This is a genomic window from Nocardiopsis lambiniae (genome assembly GCF_031845465.1).
GTDB lineage: Bacteria > Actinomycetota > Actinomycetes > Streptosporangiales > Streptosporangiaceae > Nocardiopsis > Nocardiopsis lambiniae.
This window is the reverse complement of the sequence record NZ_JAVREP010000001.1, coordinates 16,474-33,278: the sequence shown is the minus strand read 5'-3', so window position 1 is coordinate 33,278 and position 16,805 is coordinate 16,474. Positions and strand designations below refer to the sequence as shown.

Sequence of the window (16,805 nt, the reverse complement as noted above, 5' to 3'; positions counted from 1 at the left end):
CGAGAGCCGACCAACACGTGAAAGGAGCAGTCCGTGTCGCAGTGGAACATCCAGCCCGCAGCGGTGGGCGGTGTCCTGACCACCGTCGCCGGTCACCTCGGTGAGGAGGGGAGCGGCGACGGTCTCATCGGTGTCATGGAGAACATCGAGAAGCACCTCGGCGAATGCGGTGACTGCGCCCAGAGCGGCGTGGTCGGCATGGCCTTGGGCGAGTTCGCCACGCACTACTTCAAGACGATGGGCGACATGGCCTCCCTCACCATGTCGGCGGTGTCCGGCGCCAGCAAGGCCACCACCCACTACGTCAACGGCAACCTTGAGATGGCGGAGGAGGCCCAGGGCAACGCCGGGGTGGTCCCCGAGCCCGAGCCGCCCCGCAACCACGGTCCCAACCTGGCGGTCTGACACCCGCATGGTCCGGGGACACGTGAACGCGTGACCGACCCGACGCCCCACCACACCCCCCACGTCGAGAACGGTCGAGGAGGTCGTGCGATCCGCGTCCGGATGCACGGCATCCTCGACCGGGAGAAGACATCGGCGGCCACCACCGGCCGTCCTCCGCTCTGGAAGTGAAGGGATCCCTTGATGAGCACAGCGGTGAGCGACCTCGCCGTCCGTATCCACGCGATCGACTGGAACGGGAACCTCGATCACACCCGGTCGCGCGTCCTGCTCATGCGCGAGTACCTGCGCCGGATGGCGCTCTGGACCCGAACACTGGACGCCAGGGGCTGGCCCTTCTACGACCTCGCCGAGTTCGCCGCACCCGGGATCCGCGCCACCGACGAAATCGTCCAGGGCGTCAAGGACAACCCCGACATCGTGCGACAGTTCCCCACCGTCGGCAAGACCTGCGCCTGGGCACTGCACCTGGCCGCCGCCCGCGACGCCGGAGCGTCCCTACCGGACCTGCCCGACCCCTTCGAACCCCTCATCCGCATGTACGAACGCGGCGGCGGCTTCTCCCTCTCCACCACCGGCACCATCGACATCGACGGAGCCGGCATCCACCGCGGCACCCTGCTCCACCACCTCGGAGACACCCCCAAGGCCCCCGAGACCGACACCGAACTCAACGCCCTCGACGACTGATCCGGCGCCGCGCCCCGGCGCGCGGCGCCGCCCCGCACACCAGACTTCCCGATCCCCGCCCCTCCCCCGGTGCCCGACCCCACCGGCCCCCGGATCCGCGCCGTCCGCCCCCACGAACGCGCCGCACGGATCCACCCCAGACACGTACGGAACCCTGGGAACCGCCACGGCCCTCGACCCCGCCCGCGGCCTCCCCCGGAACAGGTAACGGTGGTCCACCTTGTCCGACCTGATCGATCCGAGTAATTTTCCCGTCCCGAAGACCCTCACCTACGCCTTGGACGCGGTGGCGGCCAAGCTGAAGACCGACGGCACCGACCTCACCGACACCGCCGGTGACATCACCGGCGCGTGGGCGGGGTTGGACGGCATCTACTCCGCTCCCGAGGACGAGACGCTCTTCAACGTCCTCAAGCCGATCACCGGCGATGCCGGGGACGTGTCCTCGGCGTTGTCCAGCACCTCCAACGCGCTCAGCGATTTCGCCGAGAAGGTCCGCGACATCAAGGCGCGCTGGGCCACCCTGAGAACCGACTCCAACGAGTTCCTCCGCAAGATCGACAACGGCGACAAAGAGGGCTGGCGGGACGGCGGCGGCTTCCTTTGGTGGAAGTCCGAGAGCGCCGAGGTCGGCGAGCACAACGAACTGCTCAACCGGGCGGCCGGTCTCCTGCACGAGTTCCAGGAGGCGGAGCGCACCTGTGCCAACGCCATCACCGGTCTGTTCGGCGGCACGACGTTCATCGCCCAGAACTCCGAGGGGTCCGTCAAGCCGGGCTCGAAGGAGTTCGTGTACGGGTTCGACAAGCCGTTGGAGGGCGTTCCCATGGAATGGGGGGCGCCGCAGACCACCGATCACGCCTGGTACAACGACTTCGGCGACGCCGTCGGCGACTTCTTCGTGGGCATCGCCGAGGACGCGGGAGGCATGGTCGGCGCGCACGGTCCGAACGGGTGGTTCTCCGGGAACTGGGGGGACAACCTCTGGGACTACTGGGGCGGCACCGTCGAGGGCCTGGCCGGGTTGGCGGGCGTCGGCAAGGACGAGAACGGGGACTGGGGCTTCTCCTGGTCGACCATGGGCAACTCCTGGAAGGAGGCCGCGCACGCGGTCGTGCCGTGGGAGGAGTGGGGCGAGCGGCCCTGGTACACCATCGGTACGGCGCTGCTGAACGTCGGCGCGGTGGTGGGCGGCGCGCTCCTGACCGCCACCGGAGTGGGCGCGGTCGTCGGTGTTCCGCTGATGGCCTGGCGCGGCGCCAAGATCGTGAACTCGGTGGGCGGCAGCCGTACCCCGGACGTCCCGGACGCGGCGGACCTGCCGGGCGGCATCGATCCGGCGTTGCTGGCCCGGGTGCCCAGGTTCGGCGACGGGTCCATCACGCCGGTGGACCTCAGCAGTGTGGCCGACCTCGACATCGACGGTGCCGACTTGGGCCGGATGAACGAGGCCTTGGAACGGCTCAACGCCTCGACCAACAACAACGGGAACGGTCAGGGGTCGGGAACGCCGGAAGGCACCGACGGACGACGCGCACCGGTCACCGCGGACGCCCCCGACGCCCCCGGCGACACGTCCTCGCAGCGCGTCACCACGACGCGCACCGAGTCGACGCCGGAGGGCACCGAGCGGCGGCGCACCGACACCGCGGACGACCGCGACGCCGATGTCGACGCCCAAAGAACCGTCAACCCGACCGCGCGGCAGCTCGACGACGGACAAGAGGTCGTCGAGACGACACGCGGACGGACGGACGCCGAGCAGGACGACTGGGTGGCCTCGCAGACCGCCCCCGACGACATCTCCTCGGTCAACGACACCCCGGTGCAGCGCTACGAGACCGAGCCGTCCCGGTTCGAGGCCGAGGAGAAGGTCGAGGTCGACAGCGCGGGCAACGAGATCAACGCGCGCAACGACGGGACCGTCACCGACAGCGCAGGGGGGACCGCGACCCTGGACACCCCGCGCGGCGGCACGGCGGTCATCGACGTGGACTCCGGTTCCGGCCGTGGCGGTGCCGGTGGCACAGGCGGGCCGGGACACGGTGCGCACACCCCGGACGGCAACGGTCTGCCGGACGGACCCGAGCGGCTCGACGGCCCCGAGGGCCCGGACGACCTCACCCCGGGCCGGGGAGAGACCCCGGACGCCCCGGAGCGCCGTGAACCGGAGTACGTCCAGCGTGCCGGCGGAATGGAAGGGGACAACAACCCCCGGGCCAACATGGAGGCCGGGGAAGGATTCTACGACGCCGACGGCAGGCACATCGAAGTCGGTTATCGCGACGAGAACGGCCTCTACTTCGACGACGAGGGCAACCGGTACGTCGACGTCCCCGAGAGCGCCCGGGCGCTGGAGCGGTACAACGAGATCCGTGCCAACGACGGCGACGTCGACCGCATCTCGGAGAACACCGGATTCGACGGGAACGTGCTGGGCGAGATCAAACAGCACCTGTTCTTCCGCGAGCACCCGGACGTGCCGGCCCCGCCGGACGGGCGACTGCGCAGCGGCCGGTTCGCACCCATGGACCACATCGCCGACCTGTGGCGCAAGGCCGAGGCCGGAACGCTGGACGCCTCCGAGGCCAACCACTTCCGGCGCCTGGTCGCTCATGAGTACGTCGAGGCCCGCCTGATGCGGGAAGGGGTCCCGTACCGCTCGCGCGACCCGCAGCTGTGGCATGACGACTACTACATCCCGACCCGGGACAACAACGGCGCGCACGACATCTCACCGCTGGAGGGTCGGGACAACAACTTCGCGCTGTGGGAGAAGTGGGGCATCCCCGAGCCCGAGCCGAACTTCCGCCTGGCCGACGACATGTCCAACCTGGACCGGGTCGCCGCCAACGCCCTGGACTGGTGGCGCGAACGCAACCCCGAGGGCGGCTACCCCACGGGCGACCGGCCGAGCGGCAGCGCTCCGGGGATGGCCATCGACATCGACACGGACCCGGGTGGTTCCCGATCGGGCGGCTCCGGCGGGGACATCAGGCCGGACCTCTACGATTCCCATCCGTCCACCCGGATCAACCCCGACCTCGCCGACGACGCCCCCCGCCGCGCCGACGCCGAAGGCCCCGATGCGGATACCCCGACGAACGGCGATTCGGGGAGCAACGGCGACAAGCCGAAGGTCACCGGCTACGGAAAGTCCATCGAGCAGAAGCTCGAACTTGCGCGGCCGCACCTGGAGGGTCTCGACACCAGCTCCGGGAAGGCGTTCGTCAAGGACTTCGTGGAGCGCCTGAACGCGTCGCCGGAACTGGTCGACATCTTCTACCGGGCCAGTGACGGTCATCGCTGGAGCGTGGACGACAAGATCGGGAACTTCGGGCTCCCCGAGATCAAACGGGCGGACGACGGCACGTGGGAGCCCAAGAGCGACCTCCCCACCCCGCCGAAGCCGGACTACCTCCTCCCCGAGAAAAGGGAATTCTTCTCGCGACGCGAAGGCCATGCCGACAACGCGAAGCTGGACCTGATGGCCGGCGTCCGAAGAGATGAAATCGATTCCCACATGCGTGTGAAGGATGATCTGGAGCGGAAGACCAACGATCACAACGGTGACAATAAGCACCCCGACGTCGTCGCACTCAATGAGCAAAGGTCTCAGAACCAAGGAAGAGTGACCCGGGCCAGCGAATTCTACGGAGAGGAGACCGCAAGGTCGTACCTCCCCGAGATCTTCGACGGGAAAACGAAATACGACGTCCAGTCGATCGATACCGACGGCAATATCACAAAGAAGAATGTGACTCTTCCGGAGATCATCGGAGGCGACGTCCTGGGGAAGGTGGAGACCGCCCCCGCGAGCGGAAATTACCAGTTCGACCTTGTCCACCGGACCGCTGATGAAGGATTCGTCATCACCGAGGCCAAGGGAGACGTCCAGACCGAACTCGGCGAGCGCAAGGTCGGATCCGGCACCAACGAACGAAGGGTTTCCCAGGGAACGGAGGATTACCTCCGGGCGACCTTCGACGACATGATCGAGCGTGGAAAGAACGACCCCCGGAAGAGCGATAAGCCTTTCGGCTCAGGATATGTCAACGAACGAGACCTTGCACTGAAAATGCTGAGTGCCTTCAACTCGGGTAAGCTCCACTACGTGGAAGTCAAGGGTGCTTCCACGCCCACAGGGGAGCACAGGGGCGTCTCCTTCGGGATGTTCGATATATCCCCGAGCCGTCCGGGAAACTAGAGAGAAGGTGACGTTCGATGTTGTCGGACACCCCCAAGCACGATACGAGTCTGCCCCACTTCAGGAAAATGATGGAGGACTTCCCGGAAGAGATCGAGGAACAGGTCTCCTGGCTGGTCACCGCTCCATCGATGGCGGGCATGGCCCTGGACAACATCGCTTTGGAGACCCGGATCTGCCTGTCCGTGGATCCCAGGGCCGCCGAACTGTTGAGCTGGGAGGCCTGGACCACGTGGATGCAGGTCGCGGAGGCTCCTTTCGCGATGTGCGCGCTGGCCTCGGGTGAGACCGTCGAGCGCGTCATCAACCAGAAGACCCGTACGCTCCACCCTCTGCCTCCGGGCCCTGAGTGCGACGCGGGCACCTGGCTGACCGCGTTCTTCCTCGCCGTCAGCTGCCGCGACGAGAAGCGCGTCGACTCCCTGTGCCGGATCACGCCCGAGTTCCTCAAGGAGGCCGGTGAGAAACGCGGCGGGGCCTACGACGAGTACATCTACCCCTGGATCGGCGCCTTGCAGGACTTCGTCCTCAACCGCCCCGCCTTGGGCGACAACCTCCAACGTGCCATGGAGCTGTCCAAACCGGAGAACGCCTCCATCAGCAGCGCGGAGGGCCTCGACCACCTGGTCTTCCCGGTGATGAACGCCTTCTACCGGCTCGTCCGGCAGGACACCGCGCAATTCAACGAGGCCATGAAACAGGGCATCCGACTGTTCCGGGCCTATTACACCGCCGACGAGGAGCGTGCCAAGGACAGCGAGGGAACGGTTCCGTTGCACCTCTTCGGGGTGGCGTGCATGGCCTACGACCTCGCCCGGGCCGTCCCGGACTTCAACCCCGACCTCGAATCCCCCTACCTGCCCAAGCACATCCTCGAACGCACCCGGTACGGCGAGATCGCACTCTGAGGGAAGCACGGTGGTCGAAGGGGCCCGGGGCATCCCTACCCGCCCCCGGTGGGCCTGCCGTGGGCGGGCGGTGGAAGGAGATCGCTCGGGAGCCGTCACCACCGACCTTGCGCCGGCGCGGGCCGGGCGCGGGTGGTGTTCCCGTGCCGGACGCGGTCGTGGGGCGGCCTTCGCCATCGATTCCGACGAAGGCTCCACACGACGTCGAGCGGGGCAGCGGAGCGAGCCACGGGATGGTGTTCCCCGACCTCCCCGAGCAGCGCTGGGGTCGAGGAATGCGCGACGGGGCGAACTTCCGAGCGGGAACCGGTCCGAGTTGCGCAGGGTCGAAAAGCGCGAAGGCGTGCCCGCCGCGAACTGAGACGCCGCGATAACCGGATGGCGGAAGATCATCCGCAACGGGCCGCAGCCGCCGAACATCCACGTGTGGATCACCACCCTGGACCACCCGGATCCGAAGCCCATCGACGTGCTGGACGACAACGGTGACGTGGTCGACGCCCTCCGACCGCCGCCCGGCGAAGTGATCGTCGAGTGGTCCCTCAACGGCGTTGACATGAAGATGATCGAATACAAGAACCTCCCTCCCCTCACTGAATAGGAGAAAAATCCTTGGTAGACCACACTTTCAAGCGCGGACATCTGGGACCGGCGGAACAGCAGGAGATCCTCACCAAGGTCGGATCGAAAATTCTAGGCAAGGCGCCGAATGACTGGGAAAGGATCATCTACACACGAAGTGCACTGATCGAGGTGGCCAACAGTCTAGTGGAAATCGAATTCGCGAACGGCGAAAAAAAGCGCGCATCACCTCCGAGCGATATCGGGATCCCGTTGGACGAACTCCGGGCCGGGATGTACATCGAAGGCAAGGGAACCTGGTTCTCCCTTGAATACGTCATCACCCGACCCGGAAAATTCAAGGTCCACTACAACTACGACGACGACCCCGGAATCACCTTCGGCACCGCCAAGGGATTCACCAACGACCTCAAATACTTCCCCCGCGATCCCGAGCACACCCCCGACTGGCTGAACGAGAAACTCCAAGAGGAGGCCGGGGGCGAGGGAACAGTGTAATTCCAAGAATTCCGAACGAGCGCCCGAGCCAAGCTCACAAGAGAACCAATGATAGAACGAAGCCACCTGAAACCCCAGGAGCAGCAGGAAATCCTTCAGAAAATCGGCGGGGAACTGCTCACGGCGGTCAGTGACGAATGGGAGACCATCACCTACACCGCGTGTGCTCTCATTGGTCAGATGTCCGAGCGCTTGGAGGAGACCCGGGCGGGCGGGGAGCCAGAGCGCAGACGCATCCCACTCGGAGTGATCGACCTGGTCAGGGAATTGCGCGCCGGGATGTACCAGGAGAACAAGGGCACCTGGTTCACCCTTACCTACACCATCACCCGACCGGGAAAATTCAAGGCGGACTACGACTATGACGGACAGCCGCGGTTCGTCTTCTACCCGCAGTCGTCGGACTTCGCCCTGGACCTTCGGCACTTCCCCCGCGACCCCGAGTACATCCCCGACTGGCTGAACGAGAAGCTTCGCGAGGAGGCCGGGGGCACCGCCGCCGGGTGAGGCCCCGGGGCGGAGAGGAACACTGCGGACACTCGGGAATCCCCCGAACGCGAACCTTCCGGACACTCCGTGTATCCCACTCGATACCCGTCCGGCCCCCACGAGTGTTGAGGAGACCCCTTGAGCCACGACGCGGTCGCCCTGCTGGCCGATCCCCCCGACCGGAGAGCCCTCACCAGGGCACTCGTGGCCGCCGGCCCGGACCTGCGCGTACGCCTGGCCGCGGACGGCGCCTTGGTCGAACTCCTCGACTTCGATGACCGGGTCGTCGCCGCCATGCAGGCCGCACAGCGCCTGGCCCTGTCGGCCGAGGCCGAGCGGCTGCTCACCGACGACATCGGCGACGAACTGCCCGCCCAGCCCTACTGGGTGGAGGCCCGGGGCGCCGACCTGCCGGACGCGGACACGGCGGGCATGGTCGGGCGGTTCGTCCGCGACCTGGCCGAGCGGCTCGGGGGCGCCGTGTGGGAACCCTCCCCCGTACTGGTCCGCGGTGACGCCTTCCTGGAGGGCGCCACCGAACACCCCGCCGTCACCACCCGCACCGAGAAGACCGTGGTCGTGGTGCAGGACCGCCCCCTGGTCCCCATGTCCCCCTGGCTCGTGGACGCGATGGCGCGCTACGGCCGCCAGGGCCTGCGCCTCCAGGTCGTCACCCCCTCGACCTCGCGCGTCACGCACGCCCTGCGTTCCATCCTGATGACGCCCACCGCCCGCTGGGTGGCCCAGACCCCCAACGGCTCCTACTACGACGGCTTCTCCGGCGTCCCGCTGCGCTGGGACGACCGGGAGGCGTTCGTCGTGGACGAGGACGCCCGCCCCGACGGGCCTCCGGAGGCGTTCCGCGCCGACGACGCCGATCGGGGCTGCCAGGTGCACGTCGACCTCAACGTCGAGCACCCCGCCGACAACGGCCTGGTCCTGGGCACCTCCGTGGAGCTGCTGGCCGAACGTCTGGGCGGCGCGGCGCCGTCCGTGTGGGGCACCGCCGAGCCCCTGCCGCAGGAGTGGAAGCGGGCCGTGTTCACCCGGCTGGCCCGCGGTCGCGCCCCCGGCCAGACCTGGGCGGTGATCGCCGGCCCGCCCGAGGGCGTGCGCGAGGACGGGGTGCGCCCCTTCGCCGGCACGGTGCGGGTGAGCCGCACCGCGTCCGGGGTGCGCGAGGCGATCACGTTCGCCGTCGGATACACCGAGGGCGAGGAGCCGGACCTGTCGGCGTTGGCGTCCGTGGTCAAGGAACTCACCGACCGGGACGTGCTGCGGACCATGAGCGTGCGACGCGCCGGCGGCCGTGCGGACCTCACCTACGCCCCCCACTGGACCGGGTTGCCGCTTCCGGTGGGCATGGCCGTGGGCGTGGAGGGCGTGTCCTCCATCGGCACCGAGCGGGCCCTGTCCGCTCCCGTGCGGGGCATCCCGTTCGGCCCGCCCATGACCCCCGCCCTGTGGTACCGGATCGGCGACGGGATCGAGGACGACGCGTGGACGCGGTTCCGTGAGCTGATGGCCCACCTGCACCCCGACGGCGAACCCGCCACCGCTTGATACCCGTTGGCGCCCGTGCTCACCGAAAGGTCCACGGTGTCCGTGTTCGGTAGGGTTCTCACGGACCCCGAGCGCCCCCGTCTCCCCCTCCACCCCTGCACCGCCGAGAGGAACGCCGATGAGCCTTCGCGTCGTGCACCGGCCGACACGAACCGTGCATCCCGCCCCGGCACAGGAACCCCACGAGGTGGAGGCCCCGCCGACCCTTCCGGACGGCAAGGCGCAGGGCAATCCGCTCATGACGATCCTGCCGATGGTCGGCATGATGGGGTCGATGACCATCATGATGGTCATGCGCAACCCCGCGTTCATCGCGCTGGGCGGCGTGGTCCTCGTCATCGCGCTGCTGGCCGCGGTCGGCATGCTGTTCTCCCGTCGCGGCCAGGTGGGCCGCCAGCGCCGCAACCAGCGCGAGCTCTACCTCCAGTACCTGGAGGAGCTGCGCGAGGAGCTGACCGAGTGGGAGCAGTCCACCCGCTCGCACGCCCGCCTGCTGGACCCGCCGCCGGAGGCCCTGTACGACGTGGTGCGCGACCCCACCCGGCTGTGGGAGCGCCGGCGTCGGCACCGCGACTTCCTGCGGGTGCGGGTGGGGACCGGCCTCACCGAGGGCCGCCCGATGCGGCTGGCCGAGCAGGGCACCGCGCTCACCCCCACCGACCCGTTCATGCTGTCGGAGGCCCAGGCGGCGATCCGCCGGTTCTCCACCATCCCCGAGATGCCCCTGGCCCTGCCGTTGGACATGGCGGGGAACGTCAGCGTCATCGGTGAACGCGCCGACGTCATGCGCCTGATGCGGGCGCTCGTCGCCCAGTTCGGCGCGTTCCACGCCCCCGAGGACGCCGGTCTGGCGGTGTCCTACCCCGCCGACCGCGCCCGGGACTGGGAATGGCTGCCGTGGCTGCCACAGGTACTGGACCCGCAACGCCGTGAGGGCGGCGCCGCGGTGCGGCTCATCGCCCCCACCCCCGCCAAGCTGGGCGGGCTGCTCGCCGACGAACTGCGCGCCCGTACCGACTTCGCCTCGGAGATCCGTCGGGGCATGGGCAAACGGGAGGCGTACCAGATGATGCGCCGCCTGCTCGTCGTCCACGACACGCACGGCGAGGTGGCCGCGGAGCTGGTGCGCCCCGACGACGCGGTGGACCCCGGCGCGCTCGCGGTGACCGTGCTGCACCTGGTGTCCCGGCAGGTGGACGAACCCGGTGACGTGAACGTGCGCGTCACCGTCAAGGGAGACCAGGTGAGGGTGGAGGAGCTGCGCGGCTCCGACCCGGTGGTCACCGTCGGCACCGTGGACGACGTCCCCGCCGCCACCCTCATGGGCCTGGCCCGCATGCTGGCGCCGCTCCGGCTGTCCCCGGAGTCGGTGGAGGAGACCGCCCAGGAGGGCGGCAGCGTCGACTTCACCTCCATGATGGGCGTCCAGGACCCGGGGGCGATGGACGTGCAGCGGCTGTGGGCGCCGCGCAGCGAGCGGGCGTTCCTGCGGGTCCCCATCGGCATGGACGACATGGGCCAACCGGTGGTGCTGGACCTGAAGGAGTCGGCGCAGCTCGGCATGGGCCCGCACGGGTTGTGCGTGGGCGCGACCGGTTCCGGCAAGAGCGAGATGCTGCGCACCCTGGTGCTGGCGCTCGCGGCCGGGCACTCGCCGGATCGGGTGAGCATGGTGCTGGTCGACTACAAGGGCGGTGCGACGTTCGCGCCGTTCGAGGACATGCCGCACGTCGCCGGTGTGATCACCAACCTGGAGGACGACGCCGCGCTCATCGAGCGGGTGTACGCGAGCCTGTCCGGTGAGGTGCAGCGCCGCCAGCAGGTGCTGCGCGACGCCGGGAACGTGCCCAACATCGGCGACTACGCCTACAAGCGCCGACACGACCCGAGCCTGCCGCCGCTGCCGCACCTGCTGGTGATCATCGACGAGTTCGGCGAGCTGTTGACCGCCCGCCCCGACTTCATCGAGTTGTTCCTGTCGATCGGCCGGATCGGTCGCAGTATCGGCGTGCACCTGCTGCTGTCCAGCCAGCGCATCGAGGGCGGCAAGCTGCGCGGCCTGGACACCTATCTGTCGTACCGGTTGGGTCTGCGCACGTTCTCCGAGGAGGAGAGCCGCACCGTCCTCAACACCCCCGACGCTTTCCACCTGCCGTCACTGCCCGGGTTCGGGTATCTCAAGGTGGACACCAGCGTGTACCAGCGGTTCAAGGCGGGGTACGTGTCGGGCCCCTACCGGGGTCCGGTGGCGGAGGAGGAGAGCAGGGACGCGTCGGTGTCGGTGCGCCCGTACACCGCGTACAACACGGCTCCGGAGGAACCGGGGGTGAGCGCGGTGCCGGCGGCCGAGGAGAGCCCGATGCCGTCGCGGTCGGTGGGCCCGACCCTGCTCGACGTGATGGTCGGCCAGTTCGACCGGCACGGGGAGCGCACCCGGTCCATCTGGTTGCCGCCGCTGCCCACGGCCGCCGCCCTGGACACGATGGCGGGCGCCCCGGAGAAGACCGACCTGGGGTTGCGGCTTCCCGGTGAGCACCCGCGGATGAGCGTCCCGATCGGTCTGCTCGACGACGCCACCAAGCAGTGGCAGGGCGTGTGGAGGCTGGACCTGACCGCGTCCGGTGGTCACGTCGCGATCATCGGCGGTCCGCAGAGCGGCAAGACCACCCTGCTGCGCACCCTGGTCCTGTCCCTGGCGATGACCCACACCCCGCAGCAGGCGGCGATGTACTGCCTGGACCTGATGGGCGGCGGTCTGCAATCGCTGTCCTCCCTGCCGCACGTGGGCGGGGTGGCCGGGCGCACCGACACCGAGCGGGTGCGGCGCACGGTCGAGGAGATCCGGGGCATGCTGGAGCACCGCCAGGAGGTGTTCCGGGAGCGGGGCATCGACTCGGTGGCCCAGCTGCGGCGCATGCACGCCCGGGGCGAGGTGCCCGAGCTGGCCAGCGCCGACGTCCTGCTGGTCATCGACGGGTTCGGGGCGTTGCGCAAGGACTTCGAGGACATCGACGGCATGGTCAACGAGCTGCTCCAGCGCGGTGGCGGGTTCGGCGTCCACGTGGTCGCGGGCATGTTGCGCTGGAACGACGTGCGCATCGCCGTGCAATCGAACTTCGGACAGAAGGTGGAGTTGCACCTCAACGACGCCTCCGAGTCGACGATCGACCGCAAGCTCGCCGAGACCATCAGCGCCAAGGCCCCCGGCCGGGCGCTCACCGACGACGAACTGTTCGGACAGGTGGCGTTGCCGCGCATCGACGGGGTCGACGGCGACGAGGACCTGGGCGAGGCCGTGGAGAAGGCCGTGCGGGCCGTGGACGGCGCGTGGGGCGGACGCCGGGCGCCGAGCGTGCGGGTGCTGCCGCACAAGCTGTCGGCACGGACCCTGCCCACCCGGGAGTCGGAGCCGAGGCTGGTGCCGATCGGGGTGGACGAGCGGGCGCTGGACCCGGTGCTGTTGGACCTGTTCGACCGGGACCAGAACCTGTTGGTGCTGGGCGACGGGGAGTGCGGCAAGACCAACCTGCTGCGGCTGGTGGCCGAGGGGCTGGTGGCCCGGTACTCCTCCGACGAGGTCGTGTTCGCGGTGATGGACCCGCGTCGCACCCTGCGCAACGTGGTGCCCGAGGAGTACATGGGCGGGTACGCGAGCACCCCCAAGGTGTGCGCCGGGCTGGCCGGGGGCGTGGCCAAGGAGGTCGAGTCGCGCATCCCCGAGGACGGTGACCTGGACTCGTTGGAGCCGGGTTCGTTCAAGGGGCCGCGCATCGTGGTCCTGGCCGACGACTACGACGTGCTCACCACGGCCGGGCAGAAACCACTGGCGCCGTTCGTGCCGTTCGTGCCCAACGGGCGGGACATCGGTCTGCACTTCGTGCTGGCCAGGCGGGTGGCCGGCTCCGGGCGGGGGATGTACGAACCGCTGGTACAGGCGGTCCGGGAGATCGGCACGAGCGCGCTGGTGATGTCGGGCGACCGGTCGGAGGGTCAGTTGCTGCCGCGGGTGTACGCGGCCCCGCAGCCGCCCGGTCGCGGCAAGTGGGTGACCCGGGGCGGTGCGACGCACCTGATCCAGACGGCGTTGCGGGACTGAGGCGCGGCGAGGGCCGGGGCGGGTTCCGGACCGTCCCGGCCGTGGGACAGGTGTGGCCTCGGGTCCGAAACCCCCCGCGTCCTTCCGGCATCGGAAGGGATGCGCGCCGGGCCACGCCCGGGTGGACACCGGCGCCCTGATGACGTCACGCCTCGAAATCATCCGATGACTGCGGCAGGAGTAGCATGCAGCCCCCGTCCCAGCACCCCGACAGCGGCGGCCCTTCCCTCGGCTCCGACCATGGGAGGAACCCGATGAGCGGTGCCACCCAGGTCGACGCCCTGGCCGTCCGTATCCACGCGATCGATTGGAACGGGAACCTCGATCACACCCGGTCGCGCGTCCTGCTCATGCGCGAGTACCTGCGCCGGATGGCGCTCTGGACCCGAACACTGGACGCCAGGGGCTGGCCCTTCTACGACCTCGCCGAGTTCGCCGCACCCGGGATCCGCGCCACCGACGAGGTCCTCAAGGGCGTCAAGGACGACCCCGACATCGTGCGGCAGTTCCCCACCGTCGGCAAGACCTGTGTCTGGGCACTGCACCTGGCCGCCGCCCGCGACGCCGGAGCGTCCCTACCGGACCTGCCCGACCCCTTCGAACCCCTCATCCGCATGTACGAACGCGGCGGCGGCTTCTCCCTCTCCACCACCGGCACCATCGACATCGACGGAGCCGGCATCCACCGCGGCACCCTGCTCCACCACCTCGGAGACACCCCCAAGGCCCCCGAGACCGACACCGAACTCAACGCCCTCGACGACATCGGTCGGGAGGTCCCCGAGACCGCTCCGAACGGTGGCGGTGCCGAGGAGGCCGCGCCCGCACGGCGCTACGCCGGTTACACGATCACCGCGACCCCCGCGACCGGCGAAGGCGAGCCGCGGGTGCTGCCGACCGGCCCGACCGCCCCGCAGCCGGAGGCCCCGTCCGCGAAGGCGGCCGTGTCGGAGCCGCCGCCGTCGGGGGACGCTCCGCCGACCGCACCGGCGATCACGGGGACCGACGGCGGGCCGCCCCGCCCGCAGTTCGCCCCGCCGGGGCCGCCCGCGTACGCGACATCCGCCCACCCGACGGGGGTGGGCCCCGCCGGTCACCCCGTTCCCGGCGCCCCCTACGGCGGCGGTGGGATGCCGCCCGCGGGTACGCCCGCCCACGGCCACCCGCCGTTCGCCGGATACCCCGTTCCTCCGGCCGGGTACCCGGTGCACCCCGGTGGACGTCCCGGCTACCCCGTCGGTCACCCGGGCTCCGGGTACGGGACACCGGTGGTCCGGCTCTCCGACCCCGCCCAATGGGATCCGAACAACCCCACCGTGGGGCTGGCCGACTCCGGGCAGCGCTTCCTCGCCCGGTTCCTGGACACCTTGGCGGTCGGGGTGCTGTGGTTCCTGTCGATGATGGCCTCCACGCTCACCGCCGTGGCCATCGGCGGGGGCGACATCGTGGACGGGGCCTCGGAGACGGGCTTCGCGATCGGGTACGTCTTCTCGTTCTTCCTGCTGCCGATCCTGTGGGAGTGGTTCCAGGTCTCCGTGTGGGGCCGGTCCCTGGGCAAGATCGCCCTCGGCCTGTGGGTCGTCCCCACTGAGGGCGGCAAGCGGAGGCTGCCCGCGGGCCGGGCCCTGCTGCGCGCGCTGTGCTTCGCCCCCGGGGTCTTCAACCTCGTCAACCTGCTGTTGCCGTGGTCGCTCACCAACGTGCTCTGGCACCTGCGCGACAAGCAGCGCAGGCAGTGCCTGCACGACCGCTTCTCCCGCTCGGTGGTCGTCCAGACCTCGCGCTGAACGGTCCGCGGTCTCGGGTTGACCGCATACGGCCCGATCACCCCGTGATCGGACATTCGACCGCTAGGTTCGCATCATGCGTCAATTCACTGGCTTCTTCATCGGCGGCGGCTTCGGAACGGCCTTCGTGCTGGCCAACGCCGGACCGCCCCTGCCGTCGGCCGCGGGTCTGATCCTGCGCCTCCTCGCGGTCGGCGCGCTGGTGGCCGTCATCGCGTCGGCGGTGATCCTGTCGCGCCGGGGAGGGGACGACCCCGTTCCGGGCACGGAGGCCGCCCCCCGATTCCGGTTCGGTCCCTTCTACGGGATCGTCGTGCTGCTGGAGGTCGTCCTCCTCCTCGGCGGCATCCAGGTCCTCCGGGCGCTGGGAGCCCCCATGGAGGCGAACGTCGCCTGGATCGCCCTGGTCGTGGGGCTGCACTTCCTGCCGTTGGCCTGGTACTGGCGCATGGGGCAGATCCTGGGCGTCGCGGTCTACCTCTCCACACTGGGTGCCGCCGGGCTGGTGATGGCGGCGGCCGGCTTCGCGGAGTGGGTGCCGTTCGTCAGCGGCGTCCTCAGCGGCGTGGGCATGTTGGCGGGCATTCTCGTGGGCATGGTGGGGATGCTGCGCGCCTCCCGGGGTAAGGGGGACGGCGCGGCGGACGGGGAGCCGGTCGGCGGCACCGCCCACTCCTGAGGGAGCGGTGGCGCGAGGGCCGGAAGAGGCGGCGTCGGCGGGTGGAGGACGTCCCCGGCCCGCACGCCCGGTGACGCGTACGCGCGACTCACGCTCAGGGGCGGGACGGCCCCTGACCCGGAACGTCGAACCAGGAGCGCGGAGTCCCCCGCCGGGGACCGGTCATCGGACGGGGCTCCCCCGCGAGGAAGGCGGCGGCGGTCGCGTCGACCACCCGGGTGCGGGGAGGGCGCGGTCGGTTCGGAGGCGGGCCCTGGTCGTGCGGCAGAGCCCTCGGCGCACCCCGTGGGGGCGTCATCGCCCGAGGGAGGGGACCGGGGACGCCGGACCCGCCCCGGATCGGGCGGGGGCGGGGGCCGGTGGACTCGTACGGGTCGGGTCTGCGGATCGCGTACGGGAACTGGAGTCCCGGGGGGAGCGAAGCCGTCACCGCCCGATCGGCGGGGGGTCGGTTCTCGTACAACGGAGACGTTCCTTCCGACTCGTCACCGATGCCCGCCCTGAGGCGGTTCCGATGGCTCTGTCGGTGCAGAACGGTACCGGACGCGTGACGACGCCGTCCGACCGCGTCACTCCGAACGGTCCTCCGCACCGAAGAACGGCAGGCAGGGCTCCAACCCGGTGACGGTGATCGACAGGTCGAGGCGGTGCGACGCCCACTCCTCCCGGGTGAGGCGGAACCGTCGCTCGCGCAGCGGAGCACCCCGGATCGCGAAGAGGGCGGTTCCGTCATCGCGATAGCCGAGCCGACGGGAGGAACGGCCGCACAGCCGGGACGTGGACCCCGTCGGCGGCGAGGTCGACCGACGCGGAGAGGCCGGAGAGGCCGGAGGGGCGGCATGGGCGGACATCCCCGCCAGGATCGCAGTCGCGCACACGGCGTGATTCCGGCGGGGATGTT

12 protein-coding genes are annotated in these 16,805 nt (G+C 69.8%); 11 read left to right on the top strand and 1 reads right to left on the bottom strand.

Annotated elements, in window-relative coordinates; genetic code table 11:
* Window positions 1–33 precede the first annotated feature (33 nt).
* From RM479_RS00145 to RM479_RS00095, 11 genes are all read left to right on the top strand, one after another.
* On the top strand, window positions 34–405 hold the full coding sequence (locus RM479_RS00145; protein WP_311509594.1) for a DUF6507 family protein: 372 nt from the start codon (window positions 34–36) through the stop codon (window positions 403–405).
* 183 nt (window positions 406–588) lie between these two features.
* Window positions 589–1,095, top strand: a complete 507-nt coding sequence (locus tag RM479_RS00140) for a hypothetical protein (protein WP_311509593.1) — start codon at window positions 589–591, stop codon at window positions 1,093–1,095.
* Between the two features lie 220 nt (window positions 1,096–1,315).
* Window positions 1,316–5,302, top strand: a complete 3,987-nt coding sequence (locus RM479_RS00135; RefSeq protein ID WP_311509590.1) for a hypothetical protein — start codon at window positions 1,316–1,318, stop codon at window positions 5,300–5,302.
* A gap of 17 nt (window positions 5,303–5,319) precedes the next feature.
* Window positions 5,320–6,210 (top strand): immunity 49 family protein, encoded by an 891-nt coding sequence (locus RM479_RS00130; protein WP_311509588.1) that lies wholly within the window; start codon window positions 5,320–5,322, stop codon window positions 6,208–6,210.
* A gap of 424 nt (window positions 6,211–6,634) precedes the next feature.
* Window positions 6,635–6,811 carry a hypothetical protein gene (locus RM479_RS00125; RefSeq protein ID WP_311509587.1) on the top strand — a complete coding sequence of 59 codons (177 nt, stop codon included), beginning with the start codon at window positions 6,635–6,637 and terminating at the stop codon, window positions 6,809–6,811.
* A gap of 11 nt (window positions 6,812–6,822) precedes the next feature.
* The gene (locus RM479_RS00120; RefSeq protein ID WP_311509586.1) at window positions 6,823–7,290 is read left to right on the top strand and encodes an immunity protein YezG family protein; all 468 of its coding nucleotides are present in this window, start codon (window positions 6,823–6,825) and stop codon (window positions 7,288–7,290) included.
* A gap of 48 nt (window positions 7,291–7,338) precedes the next feature.
* Window positions 7,339–7,797, top strand: a complete 459-nt coding sequence (locus RM479_RS00115) for an immunity protein YezG family protein (protein ID WP_311509585.1) — start codon at window positions 7,339–7,341, stop codon at window positions 7,795–7,797.
* Between the two features lie 120 nt (window positions 7,798–7,917).
* A complete protein-coding gene (locus RM479_RS00110) occupies window positions 7,918–9,342 on the top strand; it encodes a DUF6177 family protein (RefSeq protein ID WP_311509583.1) in 1,425 nt (474 codons plus the stop codon).
* A gap of 118 nt (window positions 9,343–9,460) precedes the next feature.
* Window positions 9,461–13,438 (top strand): type VII secretion protein EccCa, encoded by a 3,978-nt coding sequence (gene eccCa / locus RM479_RS00105; protein WP_311509582.1) that lies wholly within the window; start codon window positions 9,461–9,463, stop codon window positions 13,436–13,438.
* 254 nt (window positions 13,439–13,692) lie between these two features.
* Window positions 13,693–15,225, top strand: a complete 1,533-nt coding sequence (locus RM479_RS00100; protein ID WP_311509580.1) for an RDD family protein — start codon at window positions 13,693–13,695, stop codon at window positions 15,223–15,225.
* Between the two features lie 76 nt (window positions 15,226–15,301).
* On the top strand, window positions 15,302–15,904 hold the full coding sequence (locus RM479_RS00095; protein WP_311509578.1) for a hypothetical protein: 603 nt from the start codon (window positions 15,302–15,304) through the stop codon (window positions 15,902–15,904).
* Between the two features lie 569 nt (window positions 15,905–16,473).
* On the opposite strand, the gene RM479_RS00090 is transcribed toward RM479_RS00095, so the two are convergent.
* Complete coding sequence (locus RM479_RS00090; protein ID WP_311509577.1) at window positions 16,474–16,755, bottom strand: hypothetical protein; 282 nt, start codon at window positions 16,753–16,755, stop codon at window positions 16,474–16,476.
* Between the last annotated feature and the right edge of the window lie 50 nt (window positions 16,756–16,805).

Excerpts from the sequence above, each read along its gene's own strand:
- RM479_RS00140 (WP_311509593.1), top strand. The coding sequence starts at position 589 with ATGAGCACAGCGGTGAGCGACCTCGCCGTCCGTATCCACGCGATCGAC.
- RM479_RS00095 (WP_311509578.1), top strand. The coding sequence starts at position 15,302 with ATGCGTCAATTCACTGGCTTCTTCATCGGCGGCGGCTTCGGAACGGCC.
- RM479_RS00115 (WP_311509585.1), top strand. The coding sequence starts at position 7,339 with ATGATAGAACGAAGCCACCTGAAACCCCAGGAGCAGCAGGAAATCCTT.
- eccCa (WP_311509582.1), top strand. The coding sequence starts at position 9,461 with ATGAGCCTTCGCGTCGTGCACCGGCCGACACGAACCGTGCATCCCGCC.
- RM479_RS00090 (WP_311509577.1), bottom strand. The coding sequence starts at position 16,755 with ATGTCCGCCCATGCCGCCCCTCCGGCCTCTCCGGCCTCTCCGCGTCGG.
- RM479_RS00130 (WP_311509588.1), top strand. The coding sequence starts at position 5,320 with ATGTTGTCGGACACCCCCAAGCACGATACGAGTCTGCCCCACTTCAGG.
- RM479_RS00100 (WP_311509580.1), top strand. The coding sequence starts at position 13,693 with ATGAGCGGTGCCACCCAGGTCGACGCCCTGGCCGTCCGTATCCACGCG.